General features: G+C 68.7%; 17 protein-coding genes. 5 read left to right on the top strand and 12 right to left on the bottom strand.

Annotated features, from left to right (window positions below):
- Nucleotides 1-142: 142 nt before the first annotated feature.
- From ACK8OR_RS03840 to ACK8OR_RS03820, 5 genes are read right to left on the bottom strand one after another with little or no spacing between them, the layout of a single operon-like run.
- The gene (locus tag ACK8OR_RS03840; RefSeq protein WP_410188129.1) at nt 143-2086 is read right to left on the bottom strand and encodes a hypothetical protein; all 1944 of its coding nucleotides are present in this window, start codon (nt 2084-2086) and stop codon (nt 143-145) included.
- A 9-nt stretch (nt 2087-2095) separates the two neighbouring features.
- Entirely contained in the window at nt 2096-3085 is a 990-nt protein-coding gene (locus ACK8OR_RS03835; protein WP_410188128.1) for an ABC transporter permease, read from the bottom strand.
- Nucleotides 3082-4986 carry a sugar ABC transporter ATP-binding protein gene (locus tag ACK8OR_RS03830; RefSeq protein ID WP_410188127.1) on the bottom strand — a complete coding sequence of 635 codons (1905 nt, stop codon included), beginning with the start codon at nt 4984-4986 and terminating at the stop codon, nt 3082-3084. The genes ACK8OR_RS03835 and ACK8OR_RS03830 overlap by 4 nt, the downstream gene beginning before the upstream one ends.
- Nucleotides 4987-5037: 51 nt before the next feature.
- A complete protein-coding gene (locus ACK8OR_RS03825) occupies nt 5038-6021 on the bottom strand; it encodes a substrate-binding domain-containing protein (protein ID WP_410188126.1) in 984 nt (327 codons plus the stop codon).
- A complete protein-coding gene (locus tag ACK8OR_RS03820; RefSeq protein ID WP_410188125.1) occupies nt 6018-6785 on the bottom strand; it encodes a FadR/GntR family transcriptional regulator in 768 nt (255 codons plus the stop codon). Before ACK8OR_RS03820 ends, ACK8OR_RS03825 begins: the two co-directional genes overlap by 4 nt.
- A 224-nt stretch (nt 6786-7009) precedes the next feature.
- On the opposite strand from ACK8OR_RS03820, the gene ACK8OR_RS03815 reads away from it, so the two are divergent.
- Nucleotides 7010-7765, top strand: coding sequence for a FadR/GntR family transcriptional regulator (locus ACK8OR_RS03815; protein ID WP_410188124.1), 756 nt, complete (start codon nt 7010-7012; stop codon nt 7763-7765).
- A 54-nt stretch (nt 7766-7819) separates the two neighbouring features.
- Here the strand turns inward: ACK8OR_RS03815 and ACK8OR_RS03810 are convergent, their stop codons facing one another.
- Complete coding sequence (locus ACK8OR_RS03810; RefSeq protein WP_410188123.1) at nt 7820-8884, bottom strand: alpha/beta fold hydrolase; 1065 nt, start codon at nt 8882-8884, stop codon at nt 7820-7822.
- 161 nt (nt 8885-9045) lie between these two features.
- Nucleotides 9046-9546 carry an AAA family ATPase gene (locus ACK8OR_RS03805; protein WP_410188122.1) on the bottom strand — a complete coding sequence of 167 codons (501 nt, stop codon included), beginning with the start codon at nt 9544-9546 and terminating at the stop codon, nt 9046-9048.
- A gap of 95 nt (nt 9547-9641) precedes the next feature.
- Here ACK8OR_RS03805 and ACK8OR_RS03800 point away from each other — a divergent pair, with 95 nt between their 5' ends.
- The 4 genes from ACK8OR_RS03800 to ACK8OR_RS03785 all read left to right on the top strand — a co-directional run bounded on the left by ACK8OR_RS03800 (nt 9642) and on the right by ACK8OR_RS03785 (nt 12567).
- Nucleotides 9642-10685, top strand: coding sequence for an AraC family transcriptional regulator (locus tag ACK8OR_RS03800; RefSeq protein ID WP_410188121.1), 1044 nt, complete (start codon nt 9642-9644; stop codon nt 10683-10685).
- Between the two features lie 98 nt (nt 10686-10783).
- Nucleotides 10784-11617 carry a Rossmann-fold NAD(P)-binding domain-containing protein gene (locus ACK8OR_RS03795; protein ID WP_410188120.1) on the top strand — a complete coding sequence of 278 codons (834 nt, stop codon included), beginning with the start codon at nt 10784-10786 and terminating at the stop codon, nt 11615-11617.
- A 52-nt stretch (nt 11618-11669) separates the two neighbouring features.
- Entirely contained in the window at nt 11670-12065 is a 396-nt protein-coding gene (locus ACK8OR_RS03790; protein WP_410188119.1) for a DUF4345 domain-containing protein, read from the top strand.
- A gap of 22 nt (nt 12066-12087) precedes the next feature.
- A complete protein-coding gene (locus tag ACK8OR_RS03785) occupies nt 12088-12567 on the top strand; it encodes an anthrone oxygenase family protein (RefSeq protein ID WP_410188118.1) in 480 nt (159 codons plus the stop codon).
- Between the two features lie 38 nt (nt 12568-12605).
- Here the strand turns inward: ACK8OR_RS03785 and ACK8OR_RS03780 are convergent, their stop codons facing one another.
- From ACK8OR_RS03780 to ACK8OR_RS03760, 5 genes are all read right to left on the bottom strand, one after another.
- Complete coding sequence (locus tag ACK8OR_RS03780; protein WP_410188117.1) at nt 12606-12977, bottom strand: response regulator; 372 nt, start codon at nt 12975-12977, stop codon at nt 12606-12608.
- Between the two features lie 30 nt (nt 12978-13007).
- A complete protein-coding gene (locus tag ACK8OR_RS03775; RefSeq protein ID WP_410188116.1) occupies nt 13008-16469 on the bottom strand; it encodes a chemotaxis protein CheB in 3462 nt (1153 codons plus the stop codon).
- A gap of 186 nt (nt 16470-16655) precedes the next feature.
- Nucleotides 16656-17528: a metal ABC transporter solute-binding protein, Zn/Mn family gene (locus ACK8OR_RS03770; RefSeq protein ID WP_410188115.1), complete on the bottom strand. Its 873-nt coding sequence runs from the start codon at nt 17526-17528 to the stop codon at nt 16656-16658.
- Nucleotides 17525-17866: a hypothetical protein gene (locus tag ACK8OR_RS03765; RefSeq protein WP_410188114.1), complete on the bottom strand. Its 342-nt coding sequence runs from the start codon at nt 17864-17866 to the stop codon at nt 17525-17527. The genes ACK8OR_RS03770 and ACK8OR_RS03765 overlap by 4 nt, the downstream gene beginning before the upstream one ends.
- Nucleotides 17863-18621: a DUF4198 domain-containing protein gene (locus tag ACK8OR_RS03760; protein WP_410188113.1), complete on the bottom strand. Its 759-nt coding sequence runs from the start codon at nt 18619-18621 to the stop codon at nt 17863-17865. Before ACK8OR_RS03760 ends, ACK8OR_RS03765 begins: the two co-directional genes overlap by 4 nt.
- Between the last annotated feature and the right edge of the window lie 5 nt (nt 18622-18626).

The following is an 18626-nucleotide window of genomic DNA, read 5'->3' as shown; positions in this document are numbered from 1 at the left end:
GCTCACCGACCACGCTAGTGCGACGGTGACGTGAAGGTCGAATAACAAGCGCGTGCGGTTGGTTAAGGTCGCAGGAAGACGCCGGCGATCCGGGATCGGAGGCCGGCGTCGAAGCGTTCCGTCGGGGTCGTGGCCGTGTGCGCTAGGACCCGGTCACGATCCGCGCGATCGCGAAGGCATCGAGGGTGAGCGCGCCGGAGGCGGGCGAGAGGTCGTCCATGATCGCCGCGTTGGCGGCGGCGGCGGCGAAGCCGCCTGCATCGAGACGGGCAACCCGCATCTCGGCGTCGTCGGCGAGCGCCACTTCGACGGGTTCGGGGCCGACATTCGCGACCCAGATTTCCATCCCGTTATCCGTCTGCACCGCCAGCCCCGCGACGGGCCCCGCGGCCGGAAGATCAAGCGTGTGCATCGCGGCTCCTTCCAGCCGGGCGAGACCGCGGAGGACGTGGAACACGGGATAGACGCCGCCCGCCCCGTCGAACCAGGGCTTCGGGAACTCAGACGGCGCCGCGATCGCACCGAACGGCCCGGTCGCGGCCCCCAATGCGATAGACGACGCGCCGCCTTCGGCGAAATGCGCGAAATAGGTCAGCGCCCAGGCCGCGCCGAAGAGGCCGCGCTGGCGCGGATCGTTCCAGTTCATCGCCTGGCGGATATTGCCCGGATTGTCCTTGGCCGACGCGCCGTAGGGGTTGTCGCGGATCCCGATGGCCGAGGGACCGACGGCCCAGGGCGTCGTCCCCGCGATCTCTGCGACGGACTTGACGATGGCGGGATGTGCTTCGCGGGTTTCGATGACCGAACGGTCGTCCCCGGCATGGACCATGGGCGAGGTCGTGAAGGACAGAAGGTCCAGCCGGTCCACGGGCGGACGCTTGCGGTTGAGTTCGGTGAAATAGGAAAACATGCCGCCGCCGATCCGGGCCTCGGGAAAGGCGGCCCGCGTCGCGTCGTAGAGCGTGGCTGCATCGGGCGCGTCGGGCCAGATGGAGCCGGGGAGCGTGCATTTGAGGTCGGGTGCGGGCGAGACCAGCACGGTGTGGAACGGGTGGCCGAGGTCCTGGGCCGTGGCGCCCAGTGCCGCGATCTCGGCTGCGGCGCCCGCATCGTCGGTCGCCTCGATCACGGCTTCCAGCCACGGCGTGGCGCCGGTTGCGCGGGCGACGTCAAGCATGGCCTCAAGCGTCGCGCGGTCGTGCCCGGCGCGGGGATCGTGGTGCAGCACCATGTAGGCGGGCGCGAGGGCGCGAAGCGTCCCGGCCGCCGCTTTGGCCGTCGCTGTGTTTTCGGGCCGAAGCCCGAGACCCAGGGGCGGCAGTGGCCCGACCTCCGCGCCCGGTCGCAGTTTGACCGCGCCGCCGGTCTCGGTTGTCGCCGCCGTGCCGGTGACGGTCACGGTAATCGTCTGGTCGATGAGCTCGCCCGGCTCGATCCGGTAGGGCCAGGGCCGCGCGAGGGGCCGCACATATGTCTTGTAGGAGGCATCGGTCCAGTTCCGCTGGTCCTCCATCTCGTAGGTGTCGCCCTCCATCAGCACGCGGACCTTCAGCCCCGCGGGCGTGGTATGGCTCAGCGCGCGCAGGTCCATCATCGGCTGGACGGGGTCGATGATTTCCGGGAACAGGCTCTCGGCGGTCTCGCCGTCGGTGTGCTCGATGGTGACCGGGGCGCCCGCGATGCCGTCGATCGGATGCAGGATCACGAAGCCCGTGCGGTTGGTCAGGAAGCCGTCCTCGGTCCCGCCCGTGCCGTGGTAAGTCAGCGTGCCGTCGGCCCGTCCTTCGATCCGCGCGTTATAGGCGAAGCTCTGGTCCCCGTCGCCCGCGACGGCGTGGAGCGTAACCGTGAAGGCGCCATCATCCTCGGTGATCTCGAGCCCCGAGATCTCCGGGTTGTACGTCCCCCAGTCCTTGTCGCGAACGATGAAGGACACCGCGCGCAGCACCTCGTGCCCGTCCCAGCGGATATAGCGCAGGTTGCCCGCTTCGAGTTCGGCCGACAGCTTGCCCGCGCGCAGGATGCGGGGCGGCGGTACGGTCTCGTCGGTGCCGTAGAGCGCGATGGCGCGGGATGGATCGGACATGGAAGGCTCCTAGCTGCGGGCGGAGCGCCAGTTGATGAGACGCTCGGCCAGAAGGGCGATGATGATGATCGAGCCGATGGCGGTGCCCTGCCAGAAGGGGGACACGCCCATCAGGTTCAGGCCGTTGCGGATCATCACCATGATGAGGACCCCGAGCAGCGTGCCGATGATCGAGCCGCGCCCGCCATAGAGGCTGGCCCCGCCGATCACGACGGCGGCGATGGCATCGAGCTCCAGCCCATTGCCCGCCAGGGGGTCCGCCGACATCACCTGTGCCAGGCTGAAGGTCACGGCGACGGCGGCGAGTGCGCCCGATACGACGTAAGGCAGGATCGAGTAGAACATCGTCGAAAGGCCCGCCGCGCGCGCCGCCTCGAAATTCGAGCCGATGGCGTAGATCGTGCGCCCGCCCTTCGTGTAGGTCAGGTAGGCCCAGGCAAGCACGTAGAGCGCCAGGAGGAACAGGACGTTCGTCGGGATGCCGAGGAAGGTGCTGTAGACGATGGCGTCGAGATCGGGCGGCAGGCCCGAGATCGAGCGTTGTCCCGAGAAGATGAAGCTGAGGCTGCGCCCGATGGCCATGACGCCCAGCGTCACCACGAAGGGTGCCAGGCCGAACACCGCCACCAGCACGCCTGAGAAGAGCCCGATGCCCGCGCCAGCGAGCACGGCGAGTGGGATGGCGATGGGGATCGGCATGACCTGCAACGCCTGCGCCAGCACGATGCCCGTGAGCCCGAACACGGCGCCGACCGACAGGTCGATGCCGCCAGTCAAGATCACAAAGGTCATGCCCACCGCGACGATGCCGATGACCACCGATTGGTCGAGGATATTGAAGATGTTGCGCTCGGTCAGAAAGAACTCCGACGAGAGCGACAGCACCACCGCCAGAAGAAGCGCGAGGCAGAGCATGCGGAATTCGAGGCTCCGCAGGATGGTCGAGATCAGGCTCGGGCCGCCGGCCTGCTGCGTGTCGGCGGGGGTCGCGTCGGTCACGTGGATACCTCTTCGGCAGGGTCGGTCAGGGTGGCGATGCGGCGGCGGATGGCATCCGGGTCGGGCGGGTCGGACGCTGCGGGCAGCGTCACGCCGATCCAGCCGAGATCGTGGCCACGCTTGTCGGTCATCTGGGTCAGGAGCGTGCGGCGGTCGCCATCGGCTGTGAAGTCCGGCCCGCGCGCCCGGATCGCCTCGGGGATCGCCGTTTCCTCGGCCAGCGCGGCTTCGCCCGGCACCATGCCGGCGAGCCGGTCTCCCGCCTGCGCGAGGCAGATCGTCTCCTCGCCGTCGAGCAGCGCCCAGAAGGCGTCCCCGCCATGGACCTCGACCAAAGCGCGCAGAAGCGCCTGATTGCGCGCGGTCGAGGTGCGGGGCGCGGCCAGGAGCGTCAGCTTCTCCTCGGTCAGGCGCGCGACGGGAAGGTCGGCGATAGTGACGCCGTCCGAGACGACCACCACGCGCTCGGAAATCCCGAGCAGTTCCTCGAAATCGGAGGAGATGACGATGACGGCCAGCCCGCGATCGGCGGCGTCCTGCAACAGCCGGTAGATCGAGGAGCGCGTGCCGATATCGACGCCCTTGGTCGGCTCGTCGAGGATCAGGATGTCCGGCTCGGTCAGGAGCCAGCGGGCGATGATGATCTTCTGCTGCATCCCGCCCGAGTAGTTCAGCAGGCTCTGGTCCAGCCGGTCGGGGGGCAGGCCCAGGTCCGCGATCAGCGAGGCCACCTTGTCGGCCCGCTTGCCGTAGCCGCGCCCGAAGCCGCGATGCTGGCCCATCTGCGCGATCATCAGGTTCTCGCGGACGCTGAGGTCGGGGACGATGTTCTGCGCGCGGCGGTCCTCGGCGACGAAGCCGAGGCCCGCGCGCACGGCGTCGGCGGGCTTTCTCAGCCGGGCGGGTTCGCCCCGCACGAGGATCTCGCCGCCCTGGCGCGGCCGCAGGCCCCAGATCGCCTCCATCGCCTCGGAGCGACCGGCGCCGACCAGCCCGCCGAGGCCCAGGATCTCGCCCCTGCGGACCGAGAAGCTCATGTCCTGCACCCAAGGTGCTGCACGCAGGTTGCGGACCTCGAACACGGTGTCGGCTGCCGCCTCGGGCGGGGCCCGGCGCGCGGCGTAGATCGCGCCGATGTCGCGGCCGACCATGTGCTGGATGATATCGCCCTGGCTCAGCGTGCCGGTCGCCACGTCCTCGGCCACGACCTGGCCCTCGCGCAGGATGGTGACGCGGTCGGTGATCGCGAAGACCTCTTCCAGCCGGTGCGACACGAAGCCAAGCGCGTGCCCACCGTCGCGCAGCCGCGCCATGATGTCGAAGAGGCGGTCGACCTCGGTGGCCGAGAGCGAGGCCGTCGGCTCGTCGAAGATGACCAGCCGCGCGTCGAGGGCGAGCGCCTTGGCGATCTCGACCAGTTGCCGCTGTGCCGCCGAAAGGGTGCGGACCTCGGCGTCGAGCGGCAGGACATGCTCGTGCCCGAGCCCGGAGAGAAGTTCGTTGGCCCTTCGCCGCATCGCCCGGAACGACAGGCGGCCGGGCGTGGCGAGATCGGGCAGGAAGATGTTCTCGAGGACCGAGAGATCGGGAGCGAGCGACGTCTCCTGCGCCACCAGCGCGATGCCCTGGCGCAGTGCGTCGCGGGTCGACGACAGGGCGAGGGGCCGCCCGTCGAAGGCGATCTCACCGCCCGACGGCTGGATGTGGCCCGACACGATGCGCGACAGGGTGGACTTGCCCGCGCCGTTGGCGCCCAGCAGGCCCACGACTTCGCCGGGGCGCAGGGTCAGCGCAGCATCGGTCAGTGCCTGCGTCTTGCCGAAATTCTTCGACACGCCCCGCGCGACCAGAAGGGCGTCGGCACGGACCGCGGGGTCCGGCTGTGTCTGAGCATCTTTCATCGCGGGTCCGAGATTGTCCGGGGCGCCATTGCCGCGCCCCGGACGATAGCGTCACTCGATCTCGTTGGCGAAGACCGTTTCCTTGATCGTCGGCAGCATCTCCTCGATGTTCGCCGACGTCACGATCAGGATCGGAACGGTGATCTCCTTCTCGGGGGTGCCGCCGCCCAGATGCTCGACCATCGCCTCGGCCGACCGGACGCCCATCAGGTAGGGCTGCTGCATGCCCGACACGACCAGTTCACCCGACTGGAGAAGCGGGACGAATTCCGGGATGCCGTCGAAGGCCGCGACCAGCACGTCGCCGTCCATCCGCGCGGCCTTGATCGCGCGGAGCGCGCCCAGCGTGGGCCCGTCGGTCTGGACGAACATCGCGCCCATGCCGGGGTTCGACGTGATCATGTCCTGCGTGAACTTGAACGTCTCGTCGGCGGTGTAGGCCTGCATCTGCTGCAATCCCGCGTCGCCCTCGATCCCCGCTTCCGTCAGCGCGTCCTTGAAGCCCTTGGTCCGGGCCTGCCCGTTCAGACGCGCCTGGCTGATGCCGACGATGCCGACGGTCGCGTCCGTCTTGCCGGCCTCGGTCATGGCCGCGGCCAGCGCTTCGCCGACGCCGTTTGCGCCTTCGTAGTTGTTCGACCCGATGACCGAGACGAACTCGCCGCTATCGGTGCCGATATCGGCGATGACGACGGGGATGCCGCTGTCCTGCGCCAGTTGGAGCACGGCCGGCGCGGTCGAGCTGTCGGTGGGCGAGAGCACGATGCCCGCGACGCCGCGCGCGATCGCGTCCTGCGCGTTCTGGAGTTGGGTCTGCGGGTCGTTGGTGCTGTCGAGCGCCGAGAAGCCGTAGCCGTTCTCTTCGGCGACGGATTTCACGCCTTCGGACACGTAGCGCCAAAAGGCGAGGTCGAGGCCGGGCGTCATGTAGACCAGCTCTCCGTTGTCCTGCGCGCTGGCCGGGGCGGCGAATGCCAGGACGGCCGCGGTCAGGCCGGCGGATGCGGTTCTCGCAAAGGTTCTGCGATTGATCATATGATGTCTCCTCCGTGTTGGTCGTTGCGACCCGTCTCGCCCAGAAGCTGGCGGGTCGTCTCGTAGATCCGGCGTTCGTGGACGCCGAATGCGTGGGCCAGGGCATCGCCGTCGCGGGCGCCGAGGGCGTCCAGGATTGTGCGATGATCGGCGATGCTGCGATCGATGGCGCCCGGTCGGGCGACGGCCCGGCGACGATGGCCGAGCAGGTAGGAATAGAGCGTGGCGGCGATGTCCGAGAGGACGGCATTGCCGCTGGCGCGGTAGATGATCGTATGGAACTCGCGGTCGAGGATCAGGTAGCGGACCGGGTCGTCACGCGCGCCATTCTGCGCGTCGATCAGCGTGTCCAGCCGCGCCAGGTCGTCCGCCTGCATCGTCTCGACCGCCAGCCGGGCGACGCGCGCCTCGACCAGGAGCCGGGCGTCATGCACGTCGTCGAGCCCGTAGGCCGTCACCTGCGACTGCGGCATGGCGGCGAGGCCCAGATCACCCACATCGTCCGAGGCCACGGTAGTGCGCGCGCCCTGGACCACCGACAGGATCCCGCGCGTCGACAGGATGAGGAACGCGCCCCGTATCGTCTCGCGGCTGACGCCCATGGCGGCGGCCAGTTCACGCTCGGCAGGCAGCGGGTCGCCCACCGAAAGCGCGCCCGATCCGATCAGCGTCGCGAGCTTTTCGGCGATGGCGTCCTTCATGGACCGCCGGGGCAGGTGGCCCAGGCCGGACCCGTCCGCCGCAAGCAGGGGGTGGGCATCCATGCGGGGCCTCCCTCCCGACAACGACCGCCGGGGCGGCCTTGGACTACTGGTCCGAACAGTGGACCACATGGGTCGGCGAGTCAATGTGGCGAACCGGGGGGCAGTGGTCGCCAAGGCGTGGAAGGGAGGCCTCAGGCGGCGTTCCAACCCGCCGACCCCGCGCTACCCCCGCCGCGACAAGTCTGTTATCCGCCGCTGAAACGCACGAGAAGGACACGCGACGCATGGGTCAGGTTCGACGCTTGCCGCCGGAGAACACCAAGGCGCTGATGGGGCAGGTCTCGCGCCAATCGGTGCGCGCAGCCATTGCCGAAAAGCTGGCGGCGTTGATCGCGTCGGGCGTGCTTGCCGTCGGCGACGAGCTTCCCGGCGAGCGCGAGCTTGCGACCTCGCTCTCGGTCAGTCGTGAAACCATCCGGGGCGCCATCGCGATCCTCGCGGCGCATGGCATTCTGCGCGTGGCTCACGGCGCGCGGACCAGCGTCGCCAAAGCCGACGTCTCCGCCGTCCTCGCCGGGGTGTCGGCCATCGACTGGGCCGGGCCCTACGATCTGGAAAGCGTACACGCCGCGCGTCTGCTGATCGAACGCCGGATCGCCGCTTCCGCCGCCGCGCGCATGTCGCCCGAGACGTTGACCGCGCTTCGCGCCTCGATCGACGCGCAGACGGAATGCGACGGCGATCCGGTGCGGTTCCTTTTGTGCGATCGGGAGTTCCACGCGATTCTCTACCGCGCAGCAGGGAACGAGGTCTTCGCGGACATGGCGATGTCGCTCTACAATCATCTGCTCGACCACCGGCGCCGCATCGTCGCGCGCGCCGGAGCCGTGGGCCAGAGCATCGCCGATCACCGCGCGATCCTCGACGCCCTCGGGGCCGGGGATGCCGATGCGGCGGTCGCCGCGGTCGAGACCCACGCGACCCGCATCTACGAGACGACCCGCGCCTTTCTCGACGGTCGGCGCGAGCGAGCCACCTGACGCGGGGATGACGGGGCGCCGGGCGACGCCCCGTTCGATCCTATAAGGGTGCCGTCACTCGGGCGCATTCGGCAGCCCGGCCATGAACTCGGCCAGCACGTCCGCGTAGTAGCTGGCTTTGTAGGTCGTGCCGTGGCCGCGCGTCTCGGCATCCTCGGGCACGATATAGACCTCGGCATTGGGGATCTTGGCCATGTTCTCCTCGAGCATCGGCAGCTCGACGGGATTGCGCTCGTCGTCCTGCGACAGGAGCACGAGGACGTCTGCCGTGATGTCGCCCAGCTTCGGGGTCGGATCGAAGTTCCGCGATGCGTTCCACATGTACATCACGTCATTGGCGTCGCCGACCTTCTGCTGCGCCTTGCGTTCGTCCACGAAGGCATCGGCGTCGGCGCGGGTGGCCCCGATCTCCTGCAGGCGAAGGTTGCCGTTCGAGGTCGCGATGCCGAACCAGGCCGACATGTAGCGCAGCATGGGCGGCTGTTCCTCGTAATTGCCCTCCATCCAGGCCGGGTCGTCGCGCACGGCGTCGATCACCATCCGGCGCATCATCCAGTTGCGCCCTGCCATTGGCCCCGGCAGCGAGGCGATGGGTACGCCGCCATCCATGAAATCGGGATATTCCGTCAGCCACGTCCAGGTCAGCATCCCGCCCATCGAAAAGCCGATCTTCACGTGCAGCCGGTCGATGCCCATGTGATCTTCCAGCAGCATCTTCTGGGCGTTGACCATGTCCATCAGCGTCTGCTCGGGGAAGTCCGCGCGCAGGCCGTCGGACGGCTTCGACGACTGCCCCGCGCCGATCGCATCGACGAGGATCAGGTAGTATTTCGACGCGTCGAGCGGCTGGCCCGGCCCGTAGAGATTGCCCGCGAAGGCGTCGCCCAGCATGCTTTGGGCCTGGCCGGTCGTGCCATGGGTGATGAGCACCGGCGGGTTCGCCGGGTCGCCGATGGTCAGGTAGCTGACGTTCATTTCCGGCAGCACCTCGCCGGTCTCGAACTCGAAATTCTCGATGACGTAGGTCCCGCGCTCGGGCTCGGGGTAGCTCGCGTCCTGCGCGAAGGCCGGTGAGACGGCGAGGCTGGCGGCGAGGGCCGCGCAACGGATGGCTTTCATGTGATCCTCCCTTGATCCGGACAACTGATATACTGGTCCGTCCAGAATACCAGTAGGCGCGGCAGACCCGTACTTTGTCAATGTCGATAGAGCAGAGGGGCGGGAGGCGGCCGGTCCGACCGGTCGCTGGCGCCCGCGTGGCATGACCTCCGGTTCGCGCGTCAGGCCTGGTCGGGCTCGTGCAGCACGATGTCGAAGCCTTCCTCGGGCCCGGGCGGGACGTAATGCGCGGACATGCGGTGGAACTGCGCTTCGGTCGCGGCGAAGGGGTGATCACCCTCCTCGTTGCGGGCGCGCAGGCGGGCAAGGCACGTCGCGTCGGAGGTGGTCATCACATGGAGCGCATGGGCCGACCCGCTGGCGTCGAGGATCGTTCGCATCCAGCCGCGGGCCTCGATCGTGTTCGCCGGAACGTCGAGCACGACCGACAGTCCCGCCCCGAGCAGGTCCGCGACATGCGGACCGATGGCGGCGCGCAGCTTGGCCGCGCAGCGGACGTAATCCACGACGCTGTGCATCTCGTCGCCATAGAGCGCGTGGAGCCAGTCATCCTCGGACAGGCGAACCGTATCCGGCCGGGCGGCCAGCGTATCGGCGAGCGTGGATTTGCCCGAAGCGATCTTGCCGCAGAGCATGTGAAGGGTCGGGGTGGGGGACGGCATCGCGAAGCTCCTCTGCGGTCGTGGGGACGCGACGGTCATAGCGTGTGATGGCCGGGGCGTCGCGGCCTGCCGGGGGGGCGCACCACATCCCTGCGATGACAGCGCAAGACGGCTCGGCTAGCCTGCGGCCCATGGGCTCCGTGACGTCGCTCTACCTGCGCAAGGTCGTCGCCGCCGTGGGCGGAACGGGCGGGCCTGCCTACCTGCGCGCCGTCGGGCTGGACCCCGACGCGCGGGCGGATGTCGCGACGATGATCGCGGACACGGCCTATTACGACCTGCTCGAACGGATCGCCCGGGACCTGCCGAATGCGACCGACATGGCGCTGCGGGTGGGGGCGACGATGCGCTGCGACGATTACGGTGCGTTCGGGCTGGCCTGGAAGACGGCGCCGACTCTGCGCGACAGCTTTCGCCGGGCGGCCCGCTACTGGCGGGTGCTGACCTCGGTCGCCGAGTTCGAGGTCCGCCCCGAGGGTCCGGGCGCCTGGTTCATGCTGAACCGCGCGGGCGCTCGGCGACTGGGGCTGCGGCTCTCGAACGAGGCCACGCTCGCGTCGGCGCTGACGATCATGCGCGAGGTCGCCCCCGGCGCAGTGCAGCCGCTCGAGGTGCATCTGCGCCACCCGGCGCCGGGTGCATCCGCGCCCCATGCGGGCTGGTTCGGCGGCCCGGTGACCTGGGACAGCGATCGCGATGGGCTGCTGCTGTCGGGCGAGTTGATTGACCGACCCAACCGGCTGGGGGATGCAGGGCTCTCGGCCTATCTCGACGCCCAGCTCGATGTGGCCCTCGACCGGGTGCGCGGCGCGGGCGACGACCTTCCTTCGGACGTGCGGCGCGCCGTCGAGCGGTCCCTGAGCGATGGCGTCCCCGAGCTGGCGCGCATCGCCGCCGCCATGGGCCGGTCGGAACGGGCGCTTCAGCGTGCGTTGGCGGCCGAGGGCATCTCGTTCCGCGGGTTGGTCGACCGCGTGCGCCAGGACCTGGCCGAGGGGTTGCTGGTCAATTCGGACTACGCGTTGGCCGAGATCGCCTTCCTTGCCGGCTTTTCCGAGCAGAGCGCGCTGACGCGGGCCTTCCGGCGCTGGCGCGGCGTACCCCCCGCGGCCTTTCGCGCGGCCCGACGCGGCGGCTGACGCCGCGCGTCAAATGGCGGGCGCGCCGGGTCAAGCCGCACCCCCGCGTCCCGTGGCATCCCGTCCCCGTCGATCCCCGACATGGACAGGAGACCACCATGACCGATACCCGACCCACCCTGATCATCGGTGCCACCGGCAAGACCGGCCGCCGCATCGCCGACCGCCTCGAGACCGCGGGTGTGTCCGTGCGCCGCGGCGCGCGGGGCAGCGAGACCCCGTTCGACTGGGAGGATCGCGCGACCTGGGCGCCGGCCCTCGACGGCGCGCGCGCGGCCTACATCAGCTATTTCCCCGATCTCGCTTTTCCCGGCGCCGTGGAGGCCGTGGGCGCGCTGGCGGAGACGGCGCGGGGGGTGGGCGTCGAGCGCCTCGTCCTCCTGTCCGGGCGCGGCGAGCATCATGCCCGGATGGGCGAAGAGGCCGTGCTCGCGGCGGGCGTGCCGACGACGCGCCTGCGCTGTGCGTGGTTCGCGCAGAATTTCTCGGAAGGGTATCTGCGTGACCCGATCCTTTCGGGCGTGCTGCCGATGCCCGGCGGAGACGTGGTCGAGCCGATCCTCGACGTGGAGGACATTGCCGAGGTGGCCGCGAAGGCGCTGGCATATGACGGCACCGAGAGCCGTTTCTACGAGCTGACTGGCCCGCGCTGCATGAGCTTCGCCGAGATGGCCGAGACCCTCACGCGGGCCACGGGTCGGCCGATTCGCCACGTCCCCATCACCTTCGAAGACTTTCACGAGGGGTTGGCCCAGGGTGCGGGCGCCTACGTGGCCGACGTGTTCACGGCCATCGCGCGTGAGACGCTGGACGGGCGCAACGCGCAGGTCAGCGACGGCGTGCAGCGCGCGCTGGGGCGACCCGCCACCGACTTCGCCGATTACGCGGCCCGCGCCGCGCGCGCCGGCGCCTGGTCGCCCGTCGCCGCCTGACCCCAGCGGCGCGGGCGTCCGGTCCGCGCCGTCGTCATCAAGGAGAAATCGCATGATCCTATCCCAGACCCTCGCCCTCGGCGCCGCGGGCACCGTCGCCACCACGATCGGTGCGGCGCTGACCCTTGCGCCCGCGGCCTTTCTCGCGGGCTCCGGCATCGTTATCGGCCCCGATCCCGCCCTTCTGAGCGAGCTGCGCGCGCCCGGTGCGGGCCTAGCCGCGCTAGGCCTCACGATGCTCGCGGGCCTGCGGGATGCCGCGATGCGGCCCACCGCGCTTATCGCGGCGGCCATCGTCTATCTCGGCTACCCGCTCGGGCGGCTGGTCGGCATCGCCATCGACGGGCTGCCGCCGAGCGAGATCCTCGCCGCGCTGGCTGCCGAGGTCGCGATCGCGCTCTGGCTCGCCTTTGCCTTCCTGCCCCGCCGCACGCGCCGCATGGCCTGACCCCCACCCAAGGAGATACGATATGGACCCCTGGCTTCTCACCCTCACGCAATTCGCGATCCTGGCCTATGCCGTGCTTGGCGGCGTATTCCTCGCGTTCTCGGACTTCATCATGCGCGCCCTCGGGCGGACCTCGGGTGGCGCGGAGGCGATGCAGTCGATCAACCGCGAGGTCTTCCGCATCGCCTTCATAGCGTTGTTTCTCGGAATGGTGCCGCTTTCGCTCGTGCTCGCGATCGGCGGCTGGGTCGCGGCGACGGACCCGCTGCGCCCGGTGGCGGCGGCGGTGCTCTACCTCGTCGGCTGCTTCGCGGTGACGGCGGCGGGCAACGTGCCGCTGAACGAGCGGCTGGCCGGGATGGATGCATCCACGCCGCAGGCGCGGGATTGGTGGGCGACGGTCTACGGACCCCGCTGGACCCGGTTGAACACCGTCCGCACCGTCGCGTGCCTGGCCGCCGCGTGGTTACTGCTCGGCGCGCTCGTGCAGAACGGTCATTGAGGCAGGGCCCCAAGGCCCGCGACCGGGCGGTCCTTCTTTCAGGCGGCGGCGCGCGCGTCGAGCAGGGCCGCGAGCCGTCGCATCAACTCGTTCGGGCCGCCCGGCTTTTGGACCAGACCCACGCCGGGATAGGCGCGTTCGATACGGTCTAGCTCGGCATGAGCGGAATGGAAGAGGAAGGGCACCCCGCGATCGCGCAGGATGTCGGCCGCGGGAAAGACCTCGTCCCGGCCGAGCATGATGTCGAGGATCGCGGCGTCGATCTCTGCGTGCCGGGCGGCATCTTCGGCCTTGCGCAGCGTAGCGACCGGGCCGACGACGATCGCCCCCTGGTCGGTCAGTTGGTGTTCGAGGTCCATCGCGATGAAGGCTTCGTCCTCCACCAGCAAAATCTTGCGTCCCGTCAGCATGTCCCGTCCCGGTCGTTGCCGTGCCGCCGATCAGTCCAGCCCGCTGAGGGGAAAGGCGAGGGTCCGTTGCACCCCGTCCTTTCGCCACTTGTCCGCCAGTTGGCCGTCGAGCTGACGGGCAGAGCTTTCGATCAGTCTGGAACCGAAACCCAGTCGGTCGGCGTCCGGTTCCGTCACCGCTGGACCACCGGTTTCGCTCCAGCCGATGACGACTTCGCTCTGGCCCTCGGGCAGGGGCTGGACGGACCATTTGATCGTCACCCGGCCGTCGGAATTCGACAGCGCGCCGTATTTCGACGCGTTGGTCGCCCATTCGAACAGAATCAGGCCCAGCGGCGTGATGACCTGCGTCGAGACGTCGATCTGGGGGCCGTCGAGCGCGATCGCGTGGGTCGCGCGGAAGGGCGACATGATGGCCTCTACCAGCTCCGGCAGCGGGATGGTCCGGAAGCTCTGGCGTTGCTGCGTGATGTTATGTGCGGCGGCCAGTGCGCTGATCTGGTCGCGGACGCGGGTGACGATGCGGTCGGGATCGTCGGTGTCGCGCCGCGCGAGGCTCACCATCGAGGAAATCACGGCGAAGAGATTCTTCACCCGGTGGTTCATCTCACGCAGGAGGAGGTCGCGGGCCTCGAACGCCTCCTTCTGCTCGGTGATGTCGAAATTGACGCCGAACATCTTCTGCGTGCCCCGGGTCTCGACGACGCGGCCTGATCCCTGCAGCCAGATGGTTTTGCCGTCGGGCTTGGGCACGCGGAAGGAGTTGTTCCACGGCGCACCGCTCTCACCTGCCTCGGACAGGGTGCGCGCCACCTCGTCCCGGTCGTCCTCGTGGATCACGTCGAGGAAATCCGACAGCAGCGGCTCGCCGGTCGGGGGCATGCCATAGAACTCGCGGATGGTCGCATCGACATTGGTCTTGCCGCTCTCGGTCTCGAAATCCCACACGCCCATCCCGGCCGCCGAGATCGCGATCCGCAACCGTTCGGACTGCGTTTCGAGCGCCTGCTTCGTTTCTTCGAGGTTCGATACGTCCGAGAAGGTCAGCGTCGCGCCCTCGATCGTCTCCGGGGTCGTGCGGTAGGGGCGGATCTTCATCGAATAGGTCTTCGTGCCGTCGTTCCGGACCACAAGGCGCTGCACGGGACGTCCCGTCTCCAGCACCACGCGGCAATCCTCGAAGATGCGGTCGTCATCCACGAAGGACCGGACCTCCGTCAGGTTGCGACCCCGGTCGCCGGCGTTGAGCGGGAAGATCTCGGTGATGCTGGCGGTGAAATTGCGGACCTGCAGCGCCTCGTCGACCACGACCAGGGCGAAATCGGTGGATTCGAGGAAATGCCGCATATCCGCGTTCAGGATGGCCAACTGGTCGGCCTTCGACTTGATCTCCTCGTTGACGGTCGAAAGTTCCTCGTTCGAGGATTGCAGCTCCTCGTTCATCGACATCATCTCTTCGTTGGAGCTCTTGAGCTCCTCGTTCGCGGTCTCGAGATCCTCGACGGTCGCGCGCAGGCGGAAGCGGGTCAGCCGCAGCTCCTCCTCCAGGTCGTGGACGACATCGACCGGCTCGGGCGCATCGACCACATCCCCGGCGATCTCCTGGCGGAAGGCATCCGCTTCTGGCAGGACGATCAGCACCGTGCCGTCGGCCATCGGATCGACGACGATGTCCACCGTCTGGACACCGAACTCCGAGCGGATCTCGACGCCCTGCCGCGCCTGCCGCCTCTGCGTCTCGGTCGCGCGCCGCAGAAGCGGCGAGAGCGCGTCGCGCAATTCGCGGCGGGCAAGCGACAGAAGGTGGCGCGTGGGCTCGCCGGACGGGAAATCGAGAAACTTGGTCAGCTTGCCCCGGCTCGTCACGATGTCCCCGTGGCGGTCGATGATGATATGCGCGGGCGCGTAGGCCGACAGGAGCTTCTCACTGGCCGCGTTGGCGACCACCGGCTCCTGCGCGTGGCTCGGACGCCGGGCCCGGCGCTGGGGGGTCCCGTCGCCGGGATAGCCGGTGCTGATGGGGAAGTTTCGGGGATAGGCGCGCTTGCCCGGCCGACGGCGGTAGATCCGCGCCTTCTGATCGACCGCCTCGAAGAGATCGTCGAACGACCCGATGCTCTCGGAGGAGCCGAGGAGCAGGTAGCCGTCGGGCTTGAGCGCGTAGTGAAAGAGCGGGATCACCGCCTTCTGGATCTCGTCCCCGAGATAGATCAGCAGGTTGCGGCACGACACGAAGTCGAGCTTCGAGAAGGGCGGATCCTTGATCAGGCTGTGGGTCGAGAAATGGACCATGTCGCGGATCGCGGAGGTGATCTCGAAATGGCCCTCGCTCCCGTAGACGTAGCCGTCGCGGATGCCCGACGGGATGTGCTTGAGTCCGCTGAGCGAATAGCGCCCCTCGCGGGCCTGCGAGAGCATCTGCTCGTCGATATCGGTGGCGAAGATCTGGACGTCGCAGACCTTGTCCTGCGCCTTGATCTCCTCGGCGAAGAGGATGGCGATGGTGTAGGCTTCCTCGCCGCTCGAACAGCCGGGCACCCAGACGCGGATGGTGCGCGAGGTTTCGGCCCGTCGCACCGTGTCGGCGATTGCGATTTCGCGGACCTTCTCGAAGATGTCCGGGTCGCGGAAGAAGTTGGTGACGTTGATCAGGAGGTCGCGGAACAGTGCTTCGCACTCCTGCTCGTCTGCCTCGATCCGCTTGAGGTAATTTGAGGCCTCCTGGATCTCGAGGACGTGCATCCGCCGCTCGATCCGGCGCATGATCGTCGAGGGCTTGTAGCCCGTGAAATCATGCCCGACCGTCTTTTGCAGGGCGCGGCAGATTTCCTGAACGTGATCGCTGACAAAGGAGGAGAGCTCGGCGGCCTTTTCGGTCTCCTCCTTGTTCTCGAAGAAGGCGGCGAGGCGCGGGCACAGCTCCTCGACGGGCAGGATGAAATCCACCAGCCCCGTGCCAATGGCCGACATGGGCATCCCGTCGAACCGCGCGGTGCTGGGCTTCTGGACGGCGCAGATGCCACCCCGCTCCTTGATGGCGCGCAGGCCCGCCGACCCGTCCGAGCCGGTGCCCGACAGGATGATGCAAGCCGCGTTCGGCCCCTGGTCGCGGGCGAGCGAATGGAAGAAGTCGTCGATCGGACGCCGGACGCCGCGCGGCTCGTCGAATGGGCTGAGCGTCAGGACGCCGTCGTCGATCGTGAGCGAGGCACCCGGCGGGATCACGTAGGCGCGGCCCGGCTGCACCCGCTCGCCGCCCTCGATCTGGCGCACCTCGAGCCCGGTATGGCGGTCCATCAGCTCGGCCATCATGCTGACATGGGTGGGGTCGAGATGCTGGACGATCACGAAGGCCTGGTCGCTGGCTGCGCCGACCGAGGCGAACATGTCGCGGATCGCCTCCAGCCCCCCCGCCGAGGCGCCGATGCCGATGATCGGGCATTCATGCGTGTTGGTCTGTTCGAGTTCGATGGGGTCTTCGACGATGGTCATGTCGCTTGAGCTACAACGAAAATTCGGCTGAGGCGAGTGGTGTTCGCGTTCCGGGCGAGTGCAGGCCGGAGCGTCGATTGCCGTGTCGGAATGGACGTAAGCTCTTGGCAGATCGACAGGTCGGTCACGCGGCCGCAAATCGCTGTCGCATCAGCCCCCCGCGCATCGCAGGCGGCGACCGTCGGCTCAGCCGAGCGCGTCCAATGCAGCGGCCAATTCGGCCAGGCCCGCACGGAACGCCGAAAGGAAGTCGCCCTCGGCCGGAGGCGTCGCGAGCGGCGGGATGACCGCCTGCGCGAGGCCGAGGGCCGCGACAGCCGCGCGGGCCGCTTCGGGCGGTTCGGCCTCCCAGATGAAGATGCGCGCGCCGGTCTCGGCCCGCGCGGCCTTCAGGGCGGCCAGTCGCGCCGCGTCCGGCGCGACGCCTGCCGTCCAGTCGAGCGCCGCGATGTCGAGGCCGTAGGCGCGGCCGAGATACTCGTATCGGGGATGGCTCGCGATCACGGGGACGGGCGCGCCCTCGACAAGCGCGTCGCCGGTCGCGTCGAGCGCATCCAGATCGGCCAGCAGGGCGTCGAGATTGGCCGCGACCGGCGCGTCGGGCAGGGCGCGCGCCATCGCGGCGGCCAGCGCCTCGGCCTGCCGTGCGGCGAGGTCGAGGTCGAGCCAGGTATGGGTCGCCACGCCCTCGTGGCTGTGGCTGCCCTCCTGCCCGTGGCTGTGGGTGATGGTGTCGGTTGCGATCAGGTCGTCCGCTATGCCGCGCCCGGTGTCGACGGTGCGGGACCGGGGCAGCGCCGCGCGCGTCGTCCAGTCCGACAGGCCCGAGCCGTTCAAAACAATCAGGTCGGCCGCCTGGATGGCCACGATCTCGGACAGGCCGGGCCGCCAGGAGGACGGATCGCGCCCTTCGGGGACGGCCAGCCGCACCTCGGCCGCATCGCCTGCCAGCGCGCCGGCGAAGAACGCCACGGGATAGCTGTCGGCGACGATGACGGGGCGATCCTGCGCGAATGCAGGCCCGCTCAGGACGGCCAGCGCGGCGAGGGCCCGGATCACGACCCTTCGCCCCCCGAGGTGATGTCGGCGGGCGTCAGCAGCCAGTACCCCTCGTGATCGTCGCCGGTTCGCACGCTGATGGCGAGACCGTCCTCGTAGGGAAGTCCGGCGAGCGAGAACTGCATCGTGCCGTCCGCGCCCAGAGGGTAGGTCGCGACGGTCTGGCCATTGGCATCCTCGATGCGCACCTCCCCAGAGACCGGGATGCGCCCGGTCGAGAATCGAGCCTCGACTGTCACGGTGTCCTCTTCGACCGACGCGAAAACGTTCACGCGGTGGGCAAGTGCCGGCCCCGTCAGGGCCAGAAGGAATACAAATGTAAGGGCAGTGCGGATCACCGGGACATCCATTCCTCGAAGCGGACCCAGATCACAGCGCCCAGCTCGACGGCCTTGTCCTCGCCTTCGAAGGCCATGGTCTCGGGCGCGGTGTTGAGCGCGGCAAAGCCCCACCAGCCGCTTGCCGGGGCGGCGTAGGTGAAGACGCCGTTGCCGTCGGCCTTGACGGTCTGGGTGATCATCAGGTCTGAGGGGACGCCGGCGCCCTGGCCCTCGTTGTAGAATTCGACCTCGACCTCGGCATAGGGCACAGGCGCGCCGTCCAGATGGACGATCCCCTGGAAGACGTTCCCCGCCCAGAGACCGAACGGCTTGGTCAGCGGCACGATCTCGGTGCGCAGCCCGAGTTCGGCATCCCACCCCTCGTCGTCGCCATAGGCTGAGACGTAGGTCTTGGTGAAATGCTGGATGAACGCGTCCTCAGCGGGCTCCCAATAGGGGACGGGCGTCATGGCGAAGACATGGGTGCCGGGCCGATCCAGTTCGTGGGTCAGTGTATATCCCGGCTCATCCATGACCGTGGCCTCCGAGAGATCGCCCAGCAGGTCGGTCGTCGTGCCGTCATGTGTCACGGTGAAGGCCTCGGGCCGCTCCAGCACCATGCCGTCCTCTTCGAACGGATGCGAGAACGAGAGCGTCAGGTCGATCGCGCGCCCGTCCTCCTGCGACAGCATTGGATCGGACGGAATGATCATGCCGTAATGCGCGGCCGCGGGGGCGGCGGCGAGAGAGGCGACAAGGGCGAGGCGAAACATGCGAT

This window comes from Jannaschia halovivens (assembly GCF_046452375.1).
Lineage (GTDB): Bacteria > Pseudomonadota > Alphaproteobacteria > Rhodobacterales > Rhodobacteraceae > Jannaschia > Jannaschia halovivens.
The sequence above is the reverse complement of the archived record's forward strand: the minus strand, read 5'-3'. Positions and strand labels throughout refer to the sequence as shown.